Annotated in this window: 13 protein-coding genes, 1 tRNA gene and 1 pseudogene; all 15 read left to right on the forward strand. The window is 33.4% G+C overall.

What is annotated here, in order from left to right:
• The first annotated feature begins 29 nt into the window (after window positions 1-29).
• The gene (locus ACYIAQ_RS02900; protein WP_122019016.1) at window positions 30-482 is read left to right on the forward strand and encodes a PTS sugar transporter subunit IIA; all 453 of its coding nucleotides are present in this window, start codon (window positions 30-32) and stop codon (window positions 480-482) included.
• Between the two features lie 25 nt (window positions 483-507).
• On the forward strand, window positions 508-1,896 hold the full coding sequence (locus ACYIAQ_RS02905) for a PTS galactitol transporter subunit IIC (RefSeq protein ID WP_122019014.1): 1,389 nt from the start codon (window positions 508-510) through the stop codon (window positions 1,894-1,896).
• Window positions 1,897-1,919: 23 nt separating this feature from the next.
• Window positions 1,920-2,210, forward strand: coding sequence for a PTS sugar transporter subunit IIB (locus ACYIAQ_RS02910; RefSeq protein WP_122019012.1), 291 nt, complete (start codon window positions 1,920-1,922; stop codon window positions 2,208-2,210).
• 49 nt (window positions 2,211-2,259) lie between these two features.
• Window positions 2,260-4,368 carry a BglG family transcription antiterminator gene (locus tag ACYIAQ_RS02915; RefSeq protein ID WP_483562502.1) on the forward strand — a complete coding sequence of 703 codons (2,109 nt, stop codon included), beginning with the start codon at window positions 2,260-2,262 and terminating at the stop codon, window positions 4,366-4,368.
• A gap of 157 nt (window positions 4,369-4,525) precedes the next feature.
• Window positions 4,526-5,962: an MFS transporter gene (locus ACYIAQ_RS02920; protein WP_483562503.1), complete on the forward strand. Its 1,437-nt coding sequence runs from the start codon at window positions 4,526-4,528 to the stop codon at window positions 5,960-5,962.
• Window positions 5,963-6,269: 307 nt separating this feature from the next.
• Window positions 6,270-6,851, forward strand: coding sequence for an aldose epimerase family protein (locus ACYIAQ_RS02925; protein WP_483562504.1), 582 nt, complete (start codon window positions 6,270-6,272; stop codon window positions 6,849-6,851).
• Between the two features lie 102 nt (window positions 6,852-6,953).
• Window positions 6,954-8,069, forward strand: coding sequence for an LCP family glycopolymer transferase (locus ACYIAQ_RS02930; protein ID WP_483562505.1), 1,116 nt, complete (start codon window positions 6,954-6,956; stop codon window positions 8,067-8,069).
• 604 nt (window positions 8,070-8,673) lie between these two features.
• Window positions 8,674-11,646 (forward strand): LTA synthase family protein, encoded by a 2,973-nt coding sequence (locus tag ACYIAQ_RS02935; RefSeq protein ID WP_483562506.1) that lies wholly within the window; start codon window positions 8,674-8,676, stop codon window positions 11,644-11,646.
• A 270-nt stretch (window positions 11,647-11,916) separates the two neighbouring features.
• Window positions 11,917-13,182 (forward strand): tyrosine--tRNA ligase, encoded by a 1,266-nt coding sequence (gene tyrS, locus ACYIAQ_RS02940; protein ID WP_483562507.1) that lies wholly within the window; start codon window positions 11,917-11,919, stop codon window positions 13,180-13,182.
• A 61-nt stretch (window positions 13,183-13,243) separates the two neighbouring features.
• Window positions 13,244-13,651, forward strand: coding sequence for an NUDIX domain-containing protein (locus tag ACYIAQ_RS02945; RefSeq protein ID WP_483562508.1), 408 nt, complete (start codon window positions 13,244-13,246; stop codon window positions 13,649-13,651).
• Between the two features lie 290 nt (window positions 13,652-13,941).
• Window positions 13,942-14,014 (forward strand) — tRNA-Thr (locus ACYIAQ_RS02950).
• Between the two features lie 206 nt (window positions 14,015-14,220).
• On the forward strand, window positions 14,221-14,874 hold the full coding sequence (locus tag ACYIAQ_RS02955; protein ID WP_483562509.1) for an HD domain-containing protein: 654 nt from the start codon (window positions 14,221-14,223) through the stop codon (window positions 14,872-14,874).
• A 236-nt stretch (window positions 14,875-15,110) separates the two neighbouring features.
• Entirely contained in the window at window positions 15,111-16,202 is a 1,092-nt protein-coding gene (locus ACYIAQ_RS02960) for a BMP family lipoprotein (RefSeq protein WP_483562510.1), read from the forward strand.
• A 181-nt stretch (window positions 16,203-16,383) separates the two neighbouring features.
• Complete coding sequence (locus ACYIAQ_RS02965; protein ID WP_483562511.1) at window positions 16,384-17,919, forward strand: ABC transporter ATP-binding protein; 1,536 nt, start codon at window positions 16,384-16,386, stop codon at window positions 17,917-17,919.
• Window positions 17,912-18,072, forward strand: a pseudogene (locus ACYIAQ_RS02970) (ABC transporter permease); the annotation flags it as partial. The gene ACYIAQ_RS02965 and the pseudogene ACYIAQ_RS02970, both read left to right, overlap by 8 nt.

Below are 18,072 nucleotides of genomic sequence, written 5' to 3' on the forward strand. Positions count from 1 at the left end.
AAAGAAACAATAAAGAAAGAAGTGAATTGATGGAACTTTTAAATCAATCATTAGTTTTTGCAAGAATAAATCTTAATAGCAGTGATGAAATTATTCATTATTTAGCCCAACAATTGAAAAAACAAGGGAAAGTTAAAGATACATTTGAGCAAGCCGTTAAAGACAGAGAGCAAGTTCATCCTACTGGATTACCTAGTGGTGAAATTGCCGTTGCTATTCCTCATACTGATATTCAGTATGTCAATGAAGCTGCTATTGCCTTTGCAACTTTAGCTCATCCTATAAAATTTCATAATATGGCCATTACAAATGAAACTTTGGAAGTCCAGATTGTGGTAATGCTAGCATTAAAAACATCTCATGGACAGGTAAAAATGTTACAAAAATTAATGGCGCTATTTCAAAACCAAGATTTATTAAGTAATTTAATACAACTTAAAAATAATGTTGAATTATATAAAGCTATTTCAAAGCAAATTTAAATAAAGTTTATGGGAGGAAATATTTATGAAACCTATCATTGATTTCATTATGTATATTGTTGGTTTAGGTCCAACTGTTCTAATTCCAATTATTATGTTGATATTTGGCTTATGTGTAAGAGTTCCTTTTACAAAAGCGCTACGTGGTGGCTTAATGGTGGGGATCGGATTTATTGGATTAAATGCTACTGTTTCTATTTTAACTGATGTAATGAATCCGGCCATTAAAAATATGATCCAAGTTATGCACTTAAATTTGCAAGTAATTGATGTTGGCTGGCCATCAGCATCAGCTATTGCATATGGTACAGCTGTTGGTGTAAGTATGATTCCTCTTGGAATTGCTATAAATGTTTTGATGTTATTAACAAAAACTACATCAACAATAGATGTTGATATTTGGGACTTTTGGCATTTTGCATTCAGTGGATCATTAGTATACGCTTTAACTAAAGATATTGTACTTAGCCTTTTTTTAGCTAGTGTAAATATGATTGTGATAATGGTAACTGCGGATAGAACTGCACCACTTTCTGAAAAATATTTAGGATTGCCAGGAATTTCAATTCCTCATGGATATGCCGGTTCATTTGTTCCGATTGCCATTGTATTTAACTGGATTATTGATAAAATTCCTGGAATTAACAAGATCCATATGGATGCTAAAGATTTTAATAAAAAATTTGGTTCATGGGGTGAGCCTACTCTTTTAGGATTCGCTATTGGTATTATTATTGGAATTTTGGCTTATGGCTTTATTCCAGGAATGAGTGTAGCTACTAAATTAGGTAAGATAATGTTGATGGGTGTAACCTTATCGGCAGTAATGATTATTACACCTAAAATGGCTGCGTTACTGTTACAAGGTGTTGTACCGGTATCAAATGCAATTCAAGCATTTACCCAAAAGAAGTTTTCAGGTAAAAGAAAAATTTATATTGGAATGGATACTGCCGTAGGTATAGGTAGTCCAGTTGTTTTGGCATGTGCTACTTTAATGATTCCGGTTGCTTTATTATTTGCTTTCATTTTACCAGGTAATCAATTCTTACCGACAATTGGACTTGTTGGATTCGTATTTATGTTTCCACTAATTGTATCAATTACTCATGGTGATTTCTTTAGATCATTTATTATTGGTGCGATTAATGTCGTATTAGGGTTATGGATTGGTACTAATTTGGCACCATTAATTACTAAATGTGCAATAGCAGCTCATTTTAGTATTCCTAAAGGCTCATCATTGATTTCTAGTATTGATTATGGTTCAAATCCATATCCATGGTTGATTGTTCAAGTAGCCCCATTTAAATTGGTAGCGTATATAGTAGGAATTGTTTTGATTTTAGGATTATGCTGGTGGAACAGAACAAAAATTATTGCAGAAGAAAAACAAATGGCAGTAAAAAAATAAAAAGGTTTTAAGGAGTAATTTTTATGAAAAAGATTTTAGTTGCATGTGGAGCAGGTGTTGTTACTAGTACATCGGCAATGAATAAGTTACAAGAAGAATTATCTAAGAGAGGTATTTCAGAAAACAAATATACGTTAGGTCAGTCATCAGTTGCTCAAGTAGAATCACTTGCAAATGATTATGACCTAGTTATAACGACAACTCAATATGATAATGATGCAGTTAGTACACCAGTTATTAATGGACTTCCATTATTAACCAATATTGGTATTGATCAAGTAATAAATGAAGTAATTGATAAATTAAGTCTGTGATATTTTGGGCAAATTGCTATGTTACTAAATTTGAAGGGTGATAAACGTGGTGGCAAGCAATTCTACCAGTTTGATTAGGGCTAATCGATTATTAAATTATTTAATTAAATCATCAGATTTTGTTAGCTTAAAAGAAATTATTGAAACTTTTAACATATCTCGGAGAACTGCTTTTAATTGGTTAGAAACAATCAATCAAAATTTACGTAAGCATAATTTAGATGAAATTGTTAATGTTCCTAGGTATGGTTATAAAATTACGAATCGTACAAGAAAAAAATTGATTAATGAACGTAACATAATGGTTTCAAAACAAGATTATAATTATGAAAACAATTTACATTCTATTGATCGTCAAACGGTTATTATTTTATTGTTAATACAAGATGATTATTTATCTATTAATAAATTAGCTAAGAAATTTAATTGTTCTCGTAACACCATCATTAAAGATTTTAAGACAATTAATGGAAGGTTTCCTCAATTAAAAATTGCTAGCTCTAGAATGGGTCATAAAATTACTGGTAATGAAGTGGCAATTAGATTAACAATTTATAAATTATTACTTTATCAAAATAGGTTAACTTATTCTTTTATTAAAGACTTACGTTATTCTATTTCAAAAGCTAGGCAACTAGTCATTAATACCCAACAACGAATGAAAATTAATTTTTCAGAAAATTCAATAGAACAGTTAGCCTATTTGTTGGTTTTTATAAAGTGGAGAATATTAAAAAAATTTACTATTCAAGAAGATTCAGAATATAATTGGATAGCAACCAATACGACAAATGTTTTGACAACATGTGAAGATTTATTGCGGTCACTTATTGGGGAAAAAGTTTGCAATGGTGAAATAGTTTTTTTTAGTAAAATTATACTTTGTTCACAAGCTACAGAAGTTAATTGTGTTAATAAAAATTTATATAAGGATTTAAATAATATTGCTCAGGATATTATTTTTAGATATGAACAATTAACTGAACAACAAATTTCTTATAAATTATTTACTAAGGTTTTATGTAATCATTTATATGCTACTTTTTTTAGAGTGAAATTTGACGTACCATTTTCTTCAAGTGAAGTAGATGAAATTAAACGACAATATCCAGAATTAATTAAGTTTACTACGATTGCATGTGCTCCATTAGAAAATTATTTAAGAAAAAAATTGCCAAGTGAAGAAATAGCACTGATATGTCTTTATTTAGGATCGGTTAGTCAAAAAAATTACCATGATTTAACCAATAGCGATAAATTTAGAAGAGCTTCACTAGCTGATGTATTAGTGGTTTGCTCGAGTGGTATAGGTACTTCAGCGATGCTTTATCAAGAACTCAGAAAGATGTATCCCTTAATTAAATTTTCTTTACCTCTTGAGATACGAGATTTACCTAACATATTTAAACATGATTACCAAGCAAAATTGATTATTAGCACAGCAATATTATCTAGTACAAAATATCCTATTCCTGTAGTTAATGTTAGAGCAGTTATAACTAAGCATGATCAAAGTCTAATTGAAAATATTTTGCGCCAGAAGTATCCACTTAAGGTAGAGCATAATACTAGTGTAGTAAATAGTTTAGTATCAATTATAAATGAATATGCAGATGTTAAGGATGAAAGTGGACTTAGACAAAGCATTGATCATTTTATTTTCCCTAAAAGCAAAAAAGTAAAGAAATCTAATTTACCGACATTAGGTAGTATATTACCTACTGAACGCATCATGGTTTACCATAATAATACTACCGATTTAACTTGGCAAAAAGCACTTCAGTTGGGATGTAATTTACTTGAACGAGATGGAATTATTGACCAGTATTATTTTGAAAAAATCGTACAATTGATTAATCAATATGGACCTTATATGTTAATTGCTAATGATATTTTTTTAGCTCATGCTGCGCCTAGTATTAGCAATAAAAACATTGGTTTGTCGTTGATTCTATTTGATCATTCATTAGAAATAAATACATGTAATCAATATGCTTCTGTTACTTGCTTATTTGTTCTTTCACCGGGATTAAAGCATGAACATGAAAAAGCTTTGGAGCAATTAGTTGATATTGTCCGCGACAACAATAATGTCGAACGATTACTCAAAGCCGAATCTCCTCGGGATGTGCGAAAAATATTATTATCATGCTCATGATTTTTAAAAATTAGTATTTAGTGTACTTATATGAGAAGTAAAAGCGGTCACATTATCAATGTGGCTGTTTTTTGCTACTTGGCAACTGCAAAAATAAGTGTATAATTTAATCAAATAAGGTACCTAACTAAAATTTGAATTGAGGAGATTGGTAAAAATGTCGCAAACTGTAAGTTACCAAACTAACGAAAAGGTGCAAAAAAATCGGTGGTGGATATTAGTAGCTGTTGGGCTATTTACATTTATGTCTACACTTGATGGAACAATTGTTAATATTGCATTACCAGTAATTAGTAATGATTTACGAATTCCGATGAGTCAATCGGAATGGGTTGTTTCTCTTTACTTAATTGTTGTTTGTAGTTTTATTTTATTTTTTGGAAAGTTAAGTGACCTGCAAGGAAAAATAAAAATTTTTCGTTTTGGAGCTATTTTCTTTATTGCAGGTTCATTGTTGTCTGGTATTAAAATCAATTTACCGTTCTTATTATTGGCACGGGCTATTCAAGCAGTTGGTGCGGCGATGACAATGGCCACTAATAACGGAATTATTACAGAAATTTTTCCTTCGACTGAACGAGGTAAAGCTCTAGGAACAATTGGTTCTTTTGTGGCTCTGGGTTCGATTGCAGGCCCTGGTCTTGGTGGCCTAATTTTGAGTAAACTTTCGTGGTCATACATTTTTTGGTTAAATGTTCCCGTTGGAATTATTGCTGCGATTATTGGTGCAATTTATCTTCCTAAAGATATTACATTTACTAATGCTCCTCTTGATAAGAGTGGTTCAGTTGGTTTTGCTTTAGGAATGATTACTTTATTCGGCGGAATTTTCTTAGGTCAGCAGCTTGGCTTCACAGCTTTGCCAGTTTTAGCGTTATTGATAATTGGAATTATCAGCTTTGTCTGGTTTGTTTCTGTTGAAAACCATACTGAAAACCCGCTATTGCAATTTAACTTGTTTAAAAATCCTGACTTTTCGATTAGTTTATTGTGTGCACTGTTAATTTTTATAACGAACTTTTTCTTTAATGTTGTTACTCCTTTTTATTTAGAAAATGCGCGTAGCTTGGCTCCAAGTCAAACAGGTTATATTTTAATGATTTTGCCAGTTGTTCAGCTTTTTGCGGCTCCTATTGCTGGTACGCTATCTGATAAAATTGGTCCTAAATTGATTACCTTTATTGGCTTAGTTTTATTACTAATTAGCCAAATTGGTTATACCTTGTGTAACCTTAATTCGTCAATTTGGTTATTCATTATTAGTATTGCCATCATGGGACTTGGAAGTGGTATTTTCAGTTCACCAAATAATTCGTTAGTAATGAGTTCTGTTGAACAGAAAGATTTAGGTGTTGCTGGTAGTATTAACTCGCTTTCAAGAAATTTAGGTATGGTTATCGGAATTTCCAGCGCAACAACTGTTCTTTTTGCGGCAATGAGTCATGCAAAGGGCTCTCGTGTGACCGCATATTTACCTAAACAACCAGAGATCTTTATTTATGGTATGCACGTAGTTTTTATCATTTCAACAATTATTTGCTTAGTAACTGTAATTTTGAGTGGATGGCGCCTATTCAAAAAAGATGTAAAGTAAGAATTTTTAATATGGATATTTAATAGATAAGAAAAAATTGTTCAAAAAAACATCCCAAAGATATCTTTGGGATGTTTTCTTATTAACTTGTTCCAAAAACTAATTTTATAATTCTCGGGAACACTATTATTATAATATATCAAAGTGAAATTTGCTAATAATTTTAATGTTTTTAATAGAATAATTGCTAATTTAGCTTTACTTATCTATTCTTGATAAATGTGTTTTTTATATTAATGAAGAATTTGAATTAATTTTAAGCTTGAATTGATGCCATCAAAGTGATATTTTCTAGGGAGGAGAAAGTTTGGAGAAAGTTATGCAAATAATTGAAAGTTCCGTCTTGCAAGTTGCTGTGGATGAAAAGGGAGCACAACTGGTTAATCTTGTTTCAAAGAATAACCAGTCTGATTATTTTAAAGATGGCGACACGCAAAATAGGTTGAAGATTGTCTTTGCAGAAAATGGTCAAGATGAAAAAAATTTGGCCGAACTTCTGCCATGGACGGTCGTTGATAAAGGAGATGCAAGAGTTAGTTTAACTCTAATTGATAACAGTGCAAGTTATAAAAAGTTTCCATATCATTTTGAAGTGATTGTATCCTATGTACTTGAGGAAAATCGTATCAATATTAAATGTTATTTGAAAAACAATTCTCATAAAGAGATGCCTTTTTCATTAAAATTTCTTTTGCCAATTTCTGAAGAATGGGATATTAAAGAAAATATTAATGAATTTGAGTTGAGCAAAATGGATATTAAAGTGAAATTTGCTTCTACAAATCTTACACTAGTTTTAAAAGATAAAAATTTTATTGCTACAACGAATGATGAAATATTGAATGGTAATCAAAGTACAGAATTTACGATGACATTAACTGCGAATTAATAAGTTAATGATTTTAATAAGATACAAGAAACAAGCCAGCAACGGCTTGTTTTTTTTGCTATAATATACTCATTGTAATTAAAAATTGGGTAAACGAAGAATATGGATCACAACGATAATCATCCGAAGAAAAGTCGGGTTGAAATACACGCAAAGGATTACAACAAGAAAAAGAGTCTCTTAAAATGGATATCGATCATTTTGTTTTTTGCAATTGTCGCAGTAGTAGCATACTCTGCTTATATTTATTGTCGAACCAAGAATGCAGTTGATGATACCTATGATAACAATAATCAGGTTCAGATAAAAAAGGGTGAATTTAACGGCAAGAAAAAGTTTGCGGTATTGTTAATGGGTACGGATACGGGAGCTCTTGATCGTACCGAAAAGATTGGTAACACTGATACAATCATTATTGCTGTTGTTAATCCGCAAAAAGAGCGTTATACACTAATGTCTGTACCACGTGACACGATGGCACAAATGGTTGGTACAAAAAAGTTCCAGATCGAAAAAATTAATGCAGCATATCCATTGGGTGGGGTAGCAATGTCAATGGCCAGTGTTTCTAAGTTGGTCAATATACCAATCAAGTATTATGCCTTAGTTAATATGAAAGGCATAATGCGTTTGATTCGCTATGTTGGTGGAATCAAGATACGACCAACGCTTAGTTTTGAGTATGGTGGCTATATTTTTAAAAAAGGTCAGTTAACTCATATGGGTGGCGGTGGTGCTTTGGCATACTCACGGATGCGTTATGATGATCCGCAAGGAGACTATGGCAGACAGAAGCGTCAGCGACAAGTAATTACAACGCTAATTAAAAAAGCGGTAGCACTCAACACATTAACTAAATTGGACTCAGTTTTGACTTCAATTTCTGGTAATGTAAAAACCAACTTACCATTTGATGCTTTGCAGCAGATTGCTTTTAATTATCGCAATTCAACTAAAAATGTTAAAAATGATTACCTTCATGGGCATAATGCCACAATTGAAGGTGCTTCTTATCAGGTTCAGTCGACTCAGGAATTACAACGAGTGTCTGATTATTTACGCTTAGAATTGGGATTAGAACCTGAACAGATTAAAAATAATGAAACTTATCAAAATCAGCGTAATAAAGCTCATGGTTTTGATTTTACTAATCCTGCTACTCAAGATTATAATATTTATCAAGACTATTGGGATCTGCAGGAAGAAGGTGAAAATTGATGGCCCATCTTTATGTAGCTTTAATTGGACATGTATCTGATTAGTTGTTGTTTGTGGGTAGCATTGCTCTTCAAGATTACGCTAGAGTTGGGTTTACCAATACGGTTGCCATTTGAGAGAAAATGGGAATTATAACTTGAATTAGTGGCTTATTAAAGATAGCTACTTGTTTAATTCCGATCAATTATTTATTTCAAAGGAAATTGAACTGATTTGTTCGAGTTTAGGACTAATTTTAGGATATATTTTCCTTTTGGAATCATTCTAAAGGCAGCAAGAGGGTAAGTTGTTGCTTATTGCTAGTAGTGATGTAGATATCCAAGCTGTCGTAGCAGCACTGTTGATTACTTTGCTATCGGTGATAAGAATACGAAACTTAATAATTTTCCTTTAGTGTTTAGGCTGCGGTTTAGCTTGTATTATGCAGATTAAGGAAAAGGTCATTGTGTCAGGGACTGTCACATTAATCATGGCTTCAAAGTTGAGGCGTGATTTGCAAGAATTCTTTACTGAGTAAAGGTAAAGAGTGAATGTCTTGTACATAATAAAGTATAAGACGAATTCATTAATAACATTACTTTTAGTTAGGATATGTACTGGAAATATGAATAAAAATAAAAAAACGTTAAAAGCTGCCAAGATTGTTTGTCTTCTAGTAGCAACTCTTTTCATGCTAGTACAAATGTACAGTTTGAAAGGAATTGCTTCTAGAGCACATTATTCTTTTATTCGCTTTATACCGAATATGTTGCATAATGCAACTTTAATGATTGTACCAATGGTTTTTGGTGCTGTTTATAGCAAGAAAAAGCTGAGCGTCAGTGAAAGTTTTAAATGCTGGTTACTTGCTAGTGTAACGCTGATTGTGTACTACATTATTTTCTTCTTCAAATTGCCTAGTAGCTTTAATATGTGGCGAGTATGGGGGATGTTGTTCCCGATTATTGCCAGTACTTCAGTTTTATTTGCTGGGTTATTTTTTAGTCTTTTGCTACAGCCGTATTTATATGACTTACTCGGTAAACAAACCGAAAAGCAGAAGTTACTGATACTGAGTCTGCTTACGCTTTTAGGTTTTGCTTTAAGTGCGGGTAATTTGTCATTTCAATATTCATTTTATGGTCTTTATTTAGTGCTCTTTTTTGCTTGGGGCATGTTCCTATCCAATGTTTCGATTGATGGTAAATTACTGACCTTATCTGTAATTATTGGACTACTTTCGTTTTTTATTGTTGTAATTGGAGTATCTGGCTTTGATGCCGTTTATTGGTCGCAAATTATTTCTGGAAATGGTGGCGGTGACTGGAATCGTGAATTCTTAAACAATCCATCATCCCCATTCATGTTTTTATTGGTTATTGCTGTTTTTCTTATCTTTAAAAAGATTATTGTGACTTTTAGCCCGCGGCAAATGCGCTATTTGATTCCAGTAATTATGTTTATGGATGCGCCAATCTCTCCTAAATTCATGAATGCATTTCGTTTCACAGGTTCATCAACTGTTAATAAGCTGTTGATGCTTATGATAATGTTTATAGTAGTTATTGTTTGGGATGATGTGCTTGAACGATATTTATTTAAAATTAAGCCATTTGCTCGAACCATTAATTATCTTGATCATGAATCTAATTTAGCTAAAATATGTGAACGAGCTTGGTCAATTTTTGCTAAATTTATTGTAACTAATCGTGTTAACCTTCTTACTTGGACTTGGTTCTATATATTGAGTTTTGGTTCATTTTTAATTGAATCAGATAAATTGCGTATCCAAATTAGCACTGCATCAACGATTAATGCGATCGTTTACTTGCTCGGAACAAGATTTTTCGCCATTATTTTGACAACAATCTTTCTAGATGCATTGTTTTCTATTCTATATTTTGTGACTACACGATATTGGACTTCTAATATGTTGGTCAGTCTAATTGCAATTGGTTGGGCTGTTGCTAATAAGATCAAATTAATCCTTCGTGGTGAGCCAATTTATCCGACTGAATTAAGTGAAATTGTTAATTGGCGTACTTTGTTACCAATGATTGGCAAGACAACCGTAATTGCAATCTTGATCGCAATAGTTGTTATAGTTGCACTTGATGTCTTTTTGGAATGTAAATTTTCAATCAAGAAACGAGGATCATGGAAACATCGTGGTATATGGGCATTGCTTAGTTTGCTACTGTTCATGACCCCATTTCGTTTGAATCACGATGGTGGAATGATTTACCACATTAACCGTGGTTTTGATAATAAACAGAAGTTTCGTAATCCAGAACGTGATATTCAAGTTAACGGTCCTGTATTAAACTTCTTGAATTATATTGATTTACAAATCATGGATGAACCAACGGGTTATTCTGCTTCAGCGATTAAGCAATTGGATCAAAAATATACAAAAGTAGCAGCTCAAATTAACAAGGGTAGAAAAAATGATCTGCGTGATCAGACGATCGTCTTTAATTTGAGTGAAAGTTTTGTTGATCCTAACACTTTTCCGACTATTAGATTTGAACATTCTGTGCCTAACCCAGTTAAGTTTATCGAATCAATGAAGTCTCGTTCTTCTTATGGTACGATGCTAAGTGCCGGTTATGGTGGTGGAACTGCCAATATGGAATGGGAAACATTGACTGGTCTGAACATGGGGATGTTTAAGTCAACCCTGACACCATATGTTCAGGTTGTTCCTAATTATGAATTTTATCCTACAATTGGAATGAACTTTGACTACAAATCTGCGGTTCATCCATTTATTGGAACGTACTATTCAAGACAAGAAGATTATCACAGATTTAAGTTTGACAAATTTATTTATACTGGCTCTAAATATAAGATTATTGACCAGAAAAAATTGGGTCGTAGTGGTTATAATTCAGATTTCACTACTTATGCTAACGGCTTACACCAAATTAATTCTCGTCAAGGTGGCCAATTTATCAATTTGATTTCTATTCAGAATCATATGCCATATAATAACTGGTACCCGAATAATGAATACATGGGTAAAATTTCTGGTGATTTATTCAATTCATCAGGTGTTCGTGAACAGATGGCAACTTATGTTAAAGGAACTCAATACACTGATCGGGCCGTTAAGCAGTTCGTGAATGAAATTGATAAGATTAAAAAACCGATCACGCTGGTCTTTTATGGTGATCACTATCCAAGTATTCTTTCACAAAGCTACACTGCGAAATACCCAGTTCAAATGCACTCAACGCGTTACTTTATTTACTCAAATAAATATGCACGTGAACATGGTGCAAAGATGAGATTGACACGTAAGGCAAATAATTTTGTTAGTTCTAGTGATTTCATTGCAATGATGTTACAACAGACTGATTCGAAAGTGACGCCATATCAAGCATTGTTAACGGAAGTTCACAAGAAATTACCGGCAATCACAATTAATTTTGAGGGTGATAAAGGTTTTGAATTAATTGGACGTAAGGGTCAAGTGATTGATCCGAAGTATTTGACTAAAGAGCAGAGAGAATTGCTTTCTGATTATGAAACTATCCAGTATGATATGACTGCTGGAAAAGCTTATGGTTTGCAGGTCAAGGGGTTTTATAAATAGTCTACATTGGTATTGACTTATCAATAAAAAATAAGTATTATTTTGAGTAATAGTTAAGTAACATCTCAATTCAGTGTTCAGAGAACTAGCGGTTGGTGTGAGCTAGACAGGTTGATGATAGTGAAATACAAAGTAGGGTGGTTCCAATAATGACCGTAGTTGAGACGCTGATAATAGCGTAAACGTGGGTGGTACCACGGCTAAAATAATTAATTTAGTCGTCCCTAGATTCTATTTAGAATCTAGGGACTTTTTTATTGGAGGAAAAAGATGGCAAACTTTGATATTTTGGAAGATTTGAAATGGCGTGGAGCAATCAATCAGCAAACAGACGAAGCTGGATTGGCTAAATATTTGCAAGAGCATGATGAATTAGCTCTATATTGTGGTACTGATCCAACTGGAGACTCACTTCATATTGGTCATTTGATTCCCTTTATGATTCTAAAAAGATTTCAGTTGGCTGGTTATCATCCGGTAATTGTAATCGGTGGTGGGACAGGAAATATTGGTGATCCATCAGGTCGAAAATCGGAGCGGGTTTTACTCAGTGCAGAAAAATTGCATCAAAATGAAGTGGCTTTAACTAAGCAAATGGAAAAATTGTTTGGTAGCGAGAATTTTGAAATTGTGAATAATGCTGAGTGGCTAGACAAATTAAGTCTAATTGATTTTTTGCGTGATTATGGCAAATACTTCCAAGTTAACAACATGCTGAATAAAGATGTAGTTGCCAGTCGATTAGAAAATGGTATTTCTTTCACAGAATTTTCTTATCAAATTTTACAGGCAATTGATTTTTATCATCTTAACAAAGACCATGATGTTCAAATGCAAATTGGTGGTAGTGATCAATGGGGCAATATTACGGCGGGAATTGATTTGATTCATAAATTGTTAGGGACAGAAAGGCCAGCTTTTGGGCTAACAATTCCTTTAATGCTAAAAGCCGATGGTACAAAATTTGGTAAATCAGCTGGTGGAGCTGTCTGGCTTGATCCCGAAAAAACCAGTCCGTATGAATTTTATCAATTTTGGATTAATCAAGATGATCGTGATGTTATTAAGTATTTGAAGTACTTTACTTTCTTAAGCCGAGAAGAAATTAACGATTTAGCTATTCAAGTTAAGAATGAGCCGTGGAAACGCACAGCACAAAAGACACTAGCTAAAGAAGTAACCAGATTTGTGCACGGTGATGAAGGATTGGCTGAAGCAGAAATGATTACAGCCTCATTGTTTTCTGGTGATATTAAAAACTTATCAATTAAGCAGATTGAGCAAGGGCTTAAGAATGCTCCAACTGTTGAATCAGAACCTGGAATAAAAAATATTGTTGATTTCTTGGTCGATACAGAGATTGAACCATCCAGACGGCAAGCTCGTGAAGATATTGCAAATGGTGCCATTTATATTAATGGTGATCGTGAAAAATCAGTTGATTATCAAATTGATCCTGATAGAGCTTTTGCGGGCAAATACGTAATCGTCCGTAAGGGTAAGCGAAAGTATACTTTAGTTAATATTAAAGACTAAACGTGAACCCGCCACGCTGCATTGCTGTGTGGCGGGTTTTTAGATTGGAAAAGGCAAAAAAATGCGAGCTCGTGTAGTGTTATATAATCAAAAAGTCGATAAGGTTTTGTTAATTCATCGAACTAAATATGGACGTGATTATTGGGTAGTTCCCGGTGGCGGAAGTAAAGGGCGTGAAAGTCCACAAGAAACAGCCGTGCGAGAAATACATGAAGAATTAGGAATTGAGTTAGTATCTACAAATTTAGAATATTTATTCACAAAAACAGATCAAATTGAGGAACAAGTATTTTTTTGTGAGCAAATTCCATATATTGCTGCGCCCAAAATTGGTGGTGAAGAAAAAAAACGGCAAAATTCTGATAATCTTTATTTCCCATCTTGGATTGCGGTTGATGATTTATTGAAAGTTAATTTACTACCAACAGCGATAGGAAAAGCTATTTTGACTGCAATAAAAAATAAATAACAATAAAGGGTAAAGAATATGAAATTCTTGGTGAACAACCCCATTCTAAAAGTATGTTTAAAGATTTTGACATTCAATTAAAGTTGATAGTTAGTAGCGAGGTATGCAATGAGATAAAAGTATTGAAGAATTCACAAAATTAAACTGCAGAGTGGATAAAAAAATGGATACTGATAATGTCGTAGTGCTGTGATTACAGCTCAATTAGTAAAGATATGCAGTCATACAAAAATTGTAATAAATTTTGGTATTCACCAACGTGGCGAATATTTTTTTGTTACAATTGACTTGCCGCTTTAGCTCAGCAGGTAGAGCACCCCCGTGGTAAGGAGGAGGTCCTCAGTTCAACTCTGGGAAGCGGCTTTGATTAACATCATATAAAATAGTTATCTTTAATTTATCGGATTTTGTTAAGATAAATTAAGGATGGTTTTAATATAGTGCTAATGCTAATTACTTATCGAAATATGTTAATATTAAATTTTGATGGTTTTAGAATTAACTGATCAAAGGATGATTAACTATTTATCGCATTAAACTAATTAGTTTAAGGGAAAGGAATACTTGAGTTGGATTTAAGAAAAATAATTAATTTTGTTAAAGAACAATTAAAAGACGAAAAGACTGGTCATGACTTTTATCATGGACAGCGTGTAGCACATTTAGCCAGTCAACTTTACTTGCAGGATAATCCGAATGCACATTCTGACAGTAGATTGGTGGCGATTATTCAAACAGCAGGCTATCTACACGATACGATTGATGAAAAGATTTGTGCTGCTCCAGAATCAGTTTTAACGCAAATTAAGACTCTGTTACCGCAGGTTGGTTTTACAGATTTGGAGATTAAGGATATCTTATTTACGATGCAACATATGTCTTTTTCTAAGAACATTGAGCACCATTACCAATTACCATTATCTGGCGCCTATGTGCAAGATGCTGACCGCATTGAAAGTTTAGGAGCAATAGGAATTGCACGGGCTTTTACATATGGCGGCGCACATGGAAATTTAATTTATGATCCACAAATTAAACCTCAAAAATTGTTCAGTCATGATCAATATCGCCAGCATCAAGAAACAACAATTAATCATTTTTATGAAAAATTATTCCAGTTGGAAAAAACAATGAATACAGAGGGGGGAAGAAAAGAAGCTCACCAGCGAACAGAATTTATGCGTAATTTTGTCAAAGAATTTATGGCAGAATGGAATATTTAACGAGTGGGTTAAAACGAGGTATTAATTAAAAGATTTGGCTTTTGCGAAAATTAAATGTAAAAAAATTATTTTTCAAATTTTGGTGTATACAAAATTTTGCTCTACCTAGGTGGACTTGCAATTAGAGCAAAAATAAAAACATTGTCACATCAACACTTTATCTTGTGGCATAATTTTGACATAACCACTAAATGTTGATATTTTATTAAGTGGAAGAAATATTAGGAGGATTATTTATGAAGTCTAAGATTAAAAAAGTTTTTACTGTCACTACAATGATAGCTGCGGCTGCGATAGCATTTACTGCATGTTCTGGTAAAAAGCAGGGGGGAAGCGGAAATTCAGGTAATAGTGCGAAACACTCGATAGCTCTGATTACCGATACTGCAGGTGTTAATGATAATTCATTCAATCAGTCTGCATGGCGTGGATTTAAGAAATATGGTTCAGAACACAACTTAAATCGAGGTCGTAACGGGTATCAATATTTCCAATCAAGTAGTGCTGCTGATTTTGAACCTAACTTTGATCAAGCTAGTAAAGCAGGATATCAAACAATATTTGGTGTAGGTTATAGCTTAAAAGATGCTGTTAGTGCCGCTGCTAAAAAGGATTCAAAAAGAAACTTTGTTATTATTGACGATGTGATTAAGGGGCAAAAGAATGTTGCTTCAGCTAATTTTAAGAGTGAACAAGCTTCATATTTAGCAGGTGTTGTTGCTGCCACAGAAACTAAGACGAATACCGTTGGTTTTATTGGTGGTACGCATAGTGATATTATTGATCTTTTTGATGCCGGATTTACTCGTGGAGTTAAAGATCAGGCTAAGAAATTACATAAGAAGATTACTTTGTTGAATCAATATGTTGGTGATTTTACTAGTGCTGATAAGGAAAAAGCCATTGCACAATCAATGTATGCTAAAAAAGCTGACATTATTTTTCACGCTTCCGGTTTGGCCGGTAATGGTCTTTTCCAAGAAGCTAAGGCCCTCAATCAAAACCGTCCTGATGGTAAAAAAGTTTGGGCTATTGGTGTAGATGTTGATCAATCACATTTGGGTAATTACAAGAATAAAGATGGTAAAAAAGAAAATTGTGTTTTAACTTCTGTTATTACTGGTGTAGACGTAGCTACATATGATATTGCTAACCGTGCTTACGAAGGTAAGTTTCCCGGAGGTCAACAGCTGGTTTATGGTTTGAAGACTAACGGAGTTTCAATTAAGCGTGGTCAGATAAGTGATACGGCATGGAAATATTCGCGTGAAGCACGTCAACAAATTATAGACAACGAAATTAAAGTGCCAATTCATCCAAGTAAATAATTTTTATAGGACCGTATGTTGGGCATGTCTACAAAATTATGTGACTGGCGTGTTATGTAGTTTAAAAAAATCCTATTTTTGATTTAGTAAGAAGAACCAACTGTTAGCTAATAAAAATAATTGAGTGTTTAAAAAACTCTTTGTGTGTGACAAAGAGTTTTTTATAAAAGGAAAACAAATAATGGAAAACACGGCTAATGTAATCGAAATGCGTCATATTGTTAAGGAATTTGACGGCTTAAGAGCCAATGATGATATCAATCTTACACTTAAAAAAGGTGAAATTTTGGCTCTTCTTGGTGAAAATGGTGCAGGTAAATCAACCCTTATGAGTATTTTGTCAGGACTATTAACCCCTACTTCTGGAAAAGTATTGGTTCGTGGACAGCAAGTTAAAATCAAGAATCCGACAGTAGCTAAGGACTTGGGGATAGGAATGGTTCATCAACATTTTATGCTAATGGATTCTTTTACCGTTTTAGAGAATATTATTTTAGGCCATGAAACAACTAAAGGACCAAAACTTGATTTTAGGAAAGCCTTTCAACAAATTCAAGAGCTATCACAACGCTATAATTTAAATGTTGACCCTAATAAAAAAATTAGTGAAATAACGGTAGCACAACAACAACGAGTTGAAATTCTCAAAGTACTATATCGAGGCGCAGATATTATGATCTTTGATGAACCCACTGCTGTATTAACGCCACAAGAAATTACTGAGTTTATTCAAATCTTGAAAGAGTTATCTAAAGAAGGTAAGGCAATCATTTTAATTACTCATAAGTTGGAAGAAATCAAACGAGTAGCTGATAGGGTAACTGTAATTCGTTCTGGCAAGAGTGTTGGTACATTTGATGTTGCTGGTGTTACTGATAATCGATTAGCAGAATTAATGGTAGGGCGTCATGTTAATATGCGTCTTGATAAACCACTTGCTACAGTGGGTAAAACTATCTTGCAGGTTAATAATTTGCAAGTTAAAAATAATCAAGACATTATGGCATTAAAAGACTTATCTTTTAATTTGCATGCTGGAGAAATTCTTGGTGTTGCAGGAATTGATGGTAATGGTCAAGACGAATTGGTTCGAGCATTAACTGGCTTACAGCACGTTAATGCTGGCCATATATTGATTAATGGACAGGAAATGACCAATCGAAAAGTACGTGAAATCACTGAAGCGGGTGTTTCATGTATTCCAGCAGATCGTCAAAAGTATGGCTTAATTATGCCTTTTTCAATCTCGGATAATTTAGCTTTGCAATCATATTATCAAGCACCTTTTTCTAATCATCACGTCTTGCACCATGATGTAATTAATTCGCATGCTAATCAGTTGATTAAGCAATTTGATATTCGTACCACTAGCAGCAGTGTGCCTGTAAGTGACTTATCTGGTGGTAATCAACAAAAAGTAATTATTGCGCGGGAATTGAGTCGAAATAGTGACTTGATTATTGCGTTTCAACCAACACGTGGTCTTGATGTTGGTGCAATTGAATATATTCACCGACAGCTCTTACAAGAGCGAGCTAAAGGTAAAGCTATTTTGCTGATTTCGTATGAATTAGATGAAATTATGCAATTATCGGATCGAATTATTGTTTTGCATGATGGTAATATTTCTGGTGAAGTAATGCCAAAAACAACCAGTGATGAAGAGCTGGGGCTATTAATGACTGGTGTTAAGAAAGAAGGAAGCTCTGTTGCTTAAAGTAACCCCTAGAATCAAAAAGTTTTTAGTGCTCACAATTTCAATTTTAGCTGGATTTTTAGTTGGTGCGGTAATTATGCTTATCTGGAGTTATAATCCATTTGAAGCGTATAGTTCAATGTTTTCAAGTGCGTTGGGCAATATGAATGGTAT

The organism is Lactobacillus sp. X-49, from assembly GCF_057063645.1.

Coding starts and splice junctions, on each gene's coding strand:
- ACYIAQ_RS02900 (WP_122019016.1), top strand. CDS start 30: ATGGAACTTTTAAATCAATCATTAGTTTTTGCAAGAATAAATCTTAAT.
- ACYIAQ_RS02905 (WP_122019014.1), top strand. CDS start 508: ATGAAACCTATCATTGATTTCATTATGTATATTGTTGGTTTAGGTCCA.
- ACYIAQ_RS02910 (WP_122019012.1), top strand. CDS start 1,920: ATGAAAAAGATTTTAGTTGCATGTGGAGCAGGTGTTGTTACTAGTACA.
- ACYIAQ_RS02920 (WP_483562503.1), top strand. CDS start 4,526: ATGTCGCAAACTGTAAGTTACCAAACTAACGAAAAGGTGCAAAAAAAT.
- ACYIAQ_RS02930 (WP_483562505.1), top strand. CDS start 6,954: ATGGATCACAACGATAATCATCCGAAGAAAAGTCGGGTTGAAATACAC.
- ACYIAQ_RS02935 (WP_483562506.1), top strand. CDS start 8,674: ATGAATAAAAATAAAAAAACGTTAAAAGCTGCCAAGATTGTTTGTCTT.
- tyrS (WP_483562507.1), top strand. CDS start 11,917: ATGGCAAACTTTGATATTTTGGAAGATTTGAAATGGCGTGGAGCAATC.
- ACYIAQ_RS02945 (WP_483562508.1), top strand. CDS start 13,244: ATGCGAGCTCGTGTAGTGTTATATAATCAAAAAGTCGATAAGGTTTTG.
- ACYIAQ_RS02960 (WP_483562510.1), top strand. CDS start 15,111: ATGAAGTCTAAGATTAAAAAAGTTTTTACTGTCACTACAATGATAGCT.
- ACYIAQ_RS02965 (WP_483562511.1), top strand. CDS start 16,384: ATGGAAAACACGGCTAATGTAATCGAAATGCGTCATATTGTTAAGGAA.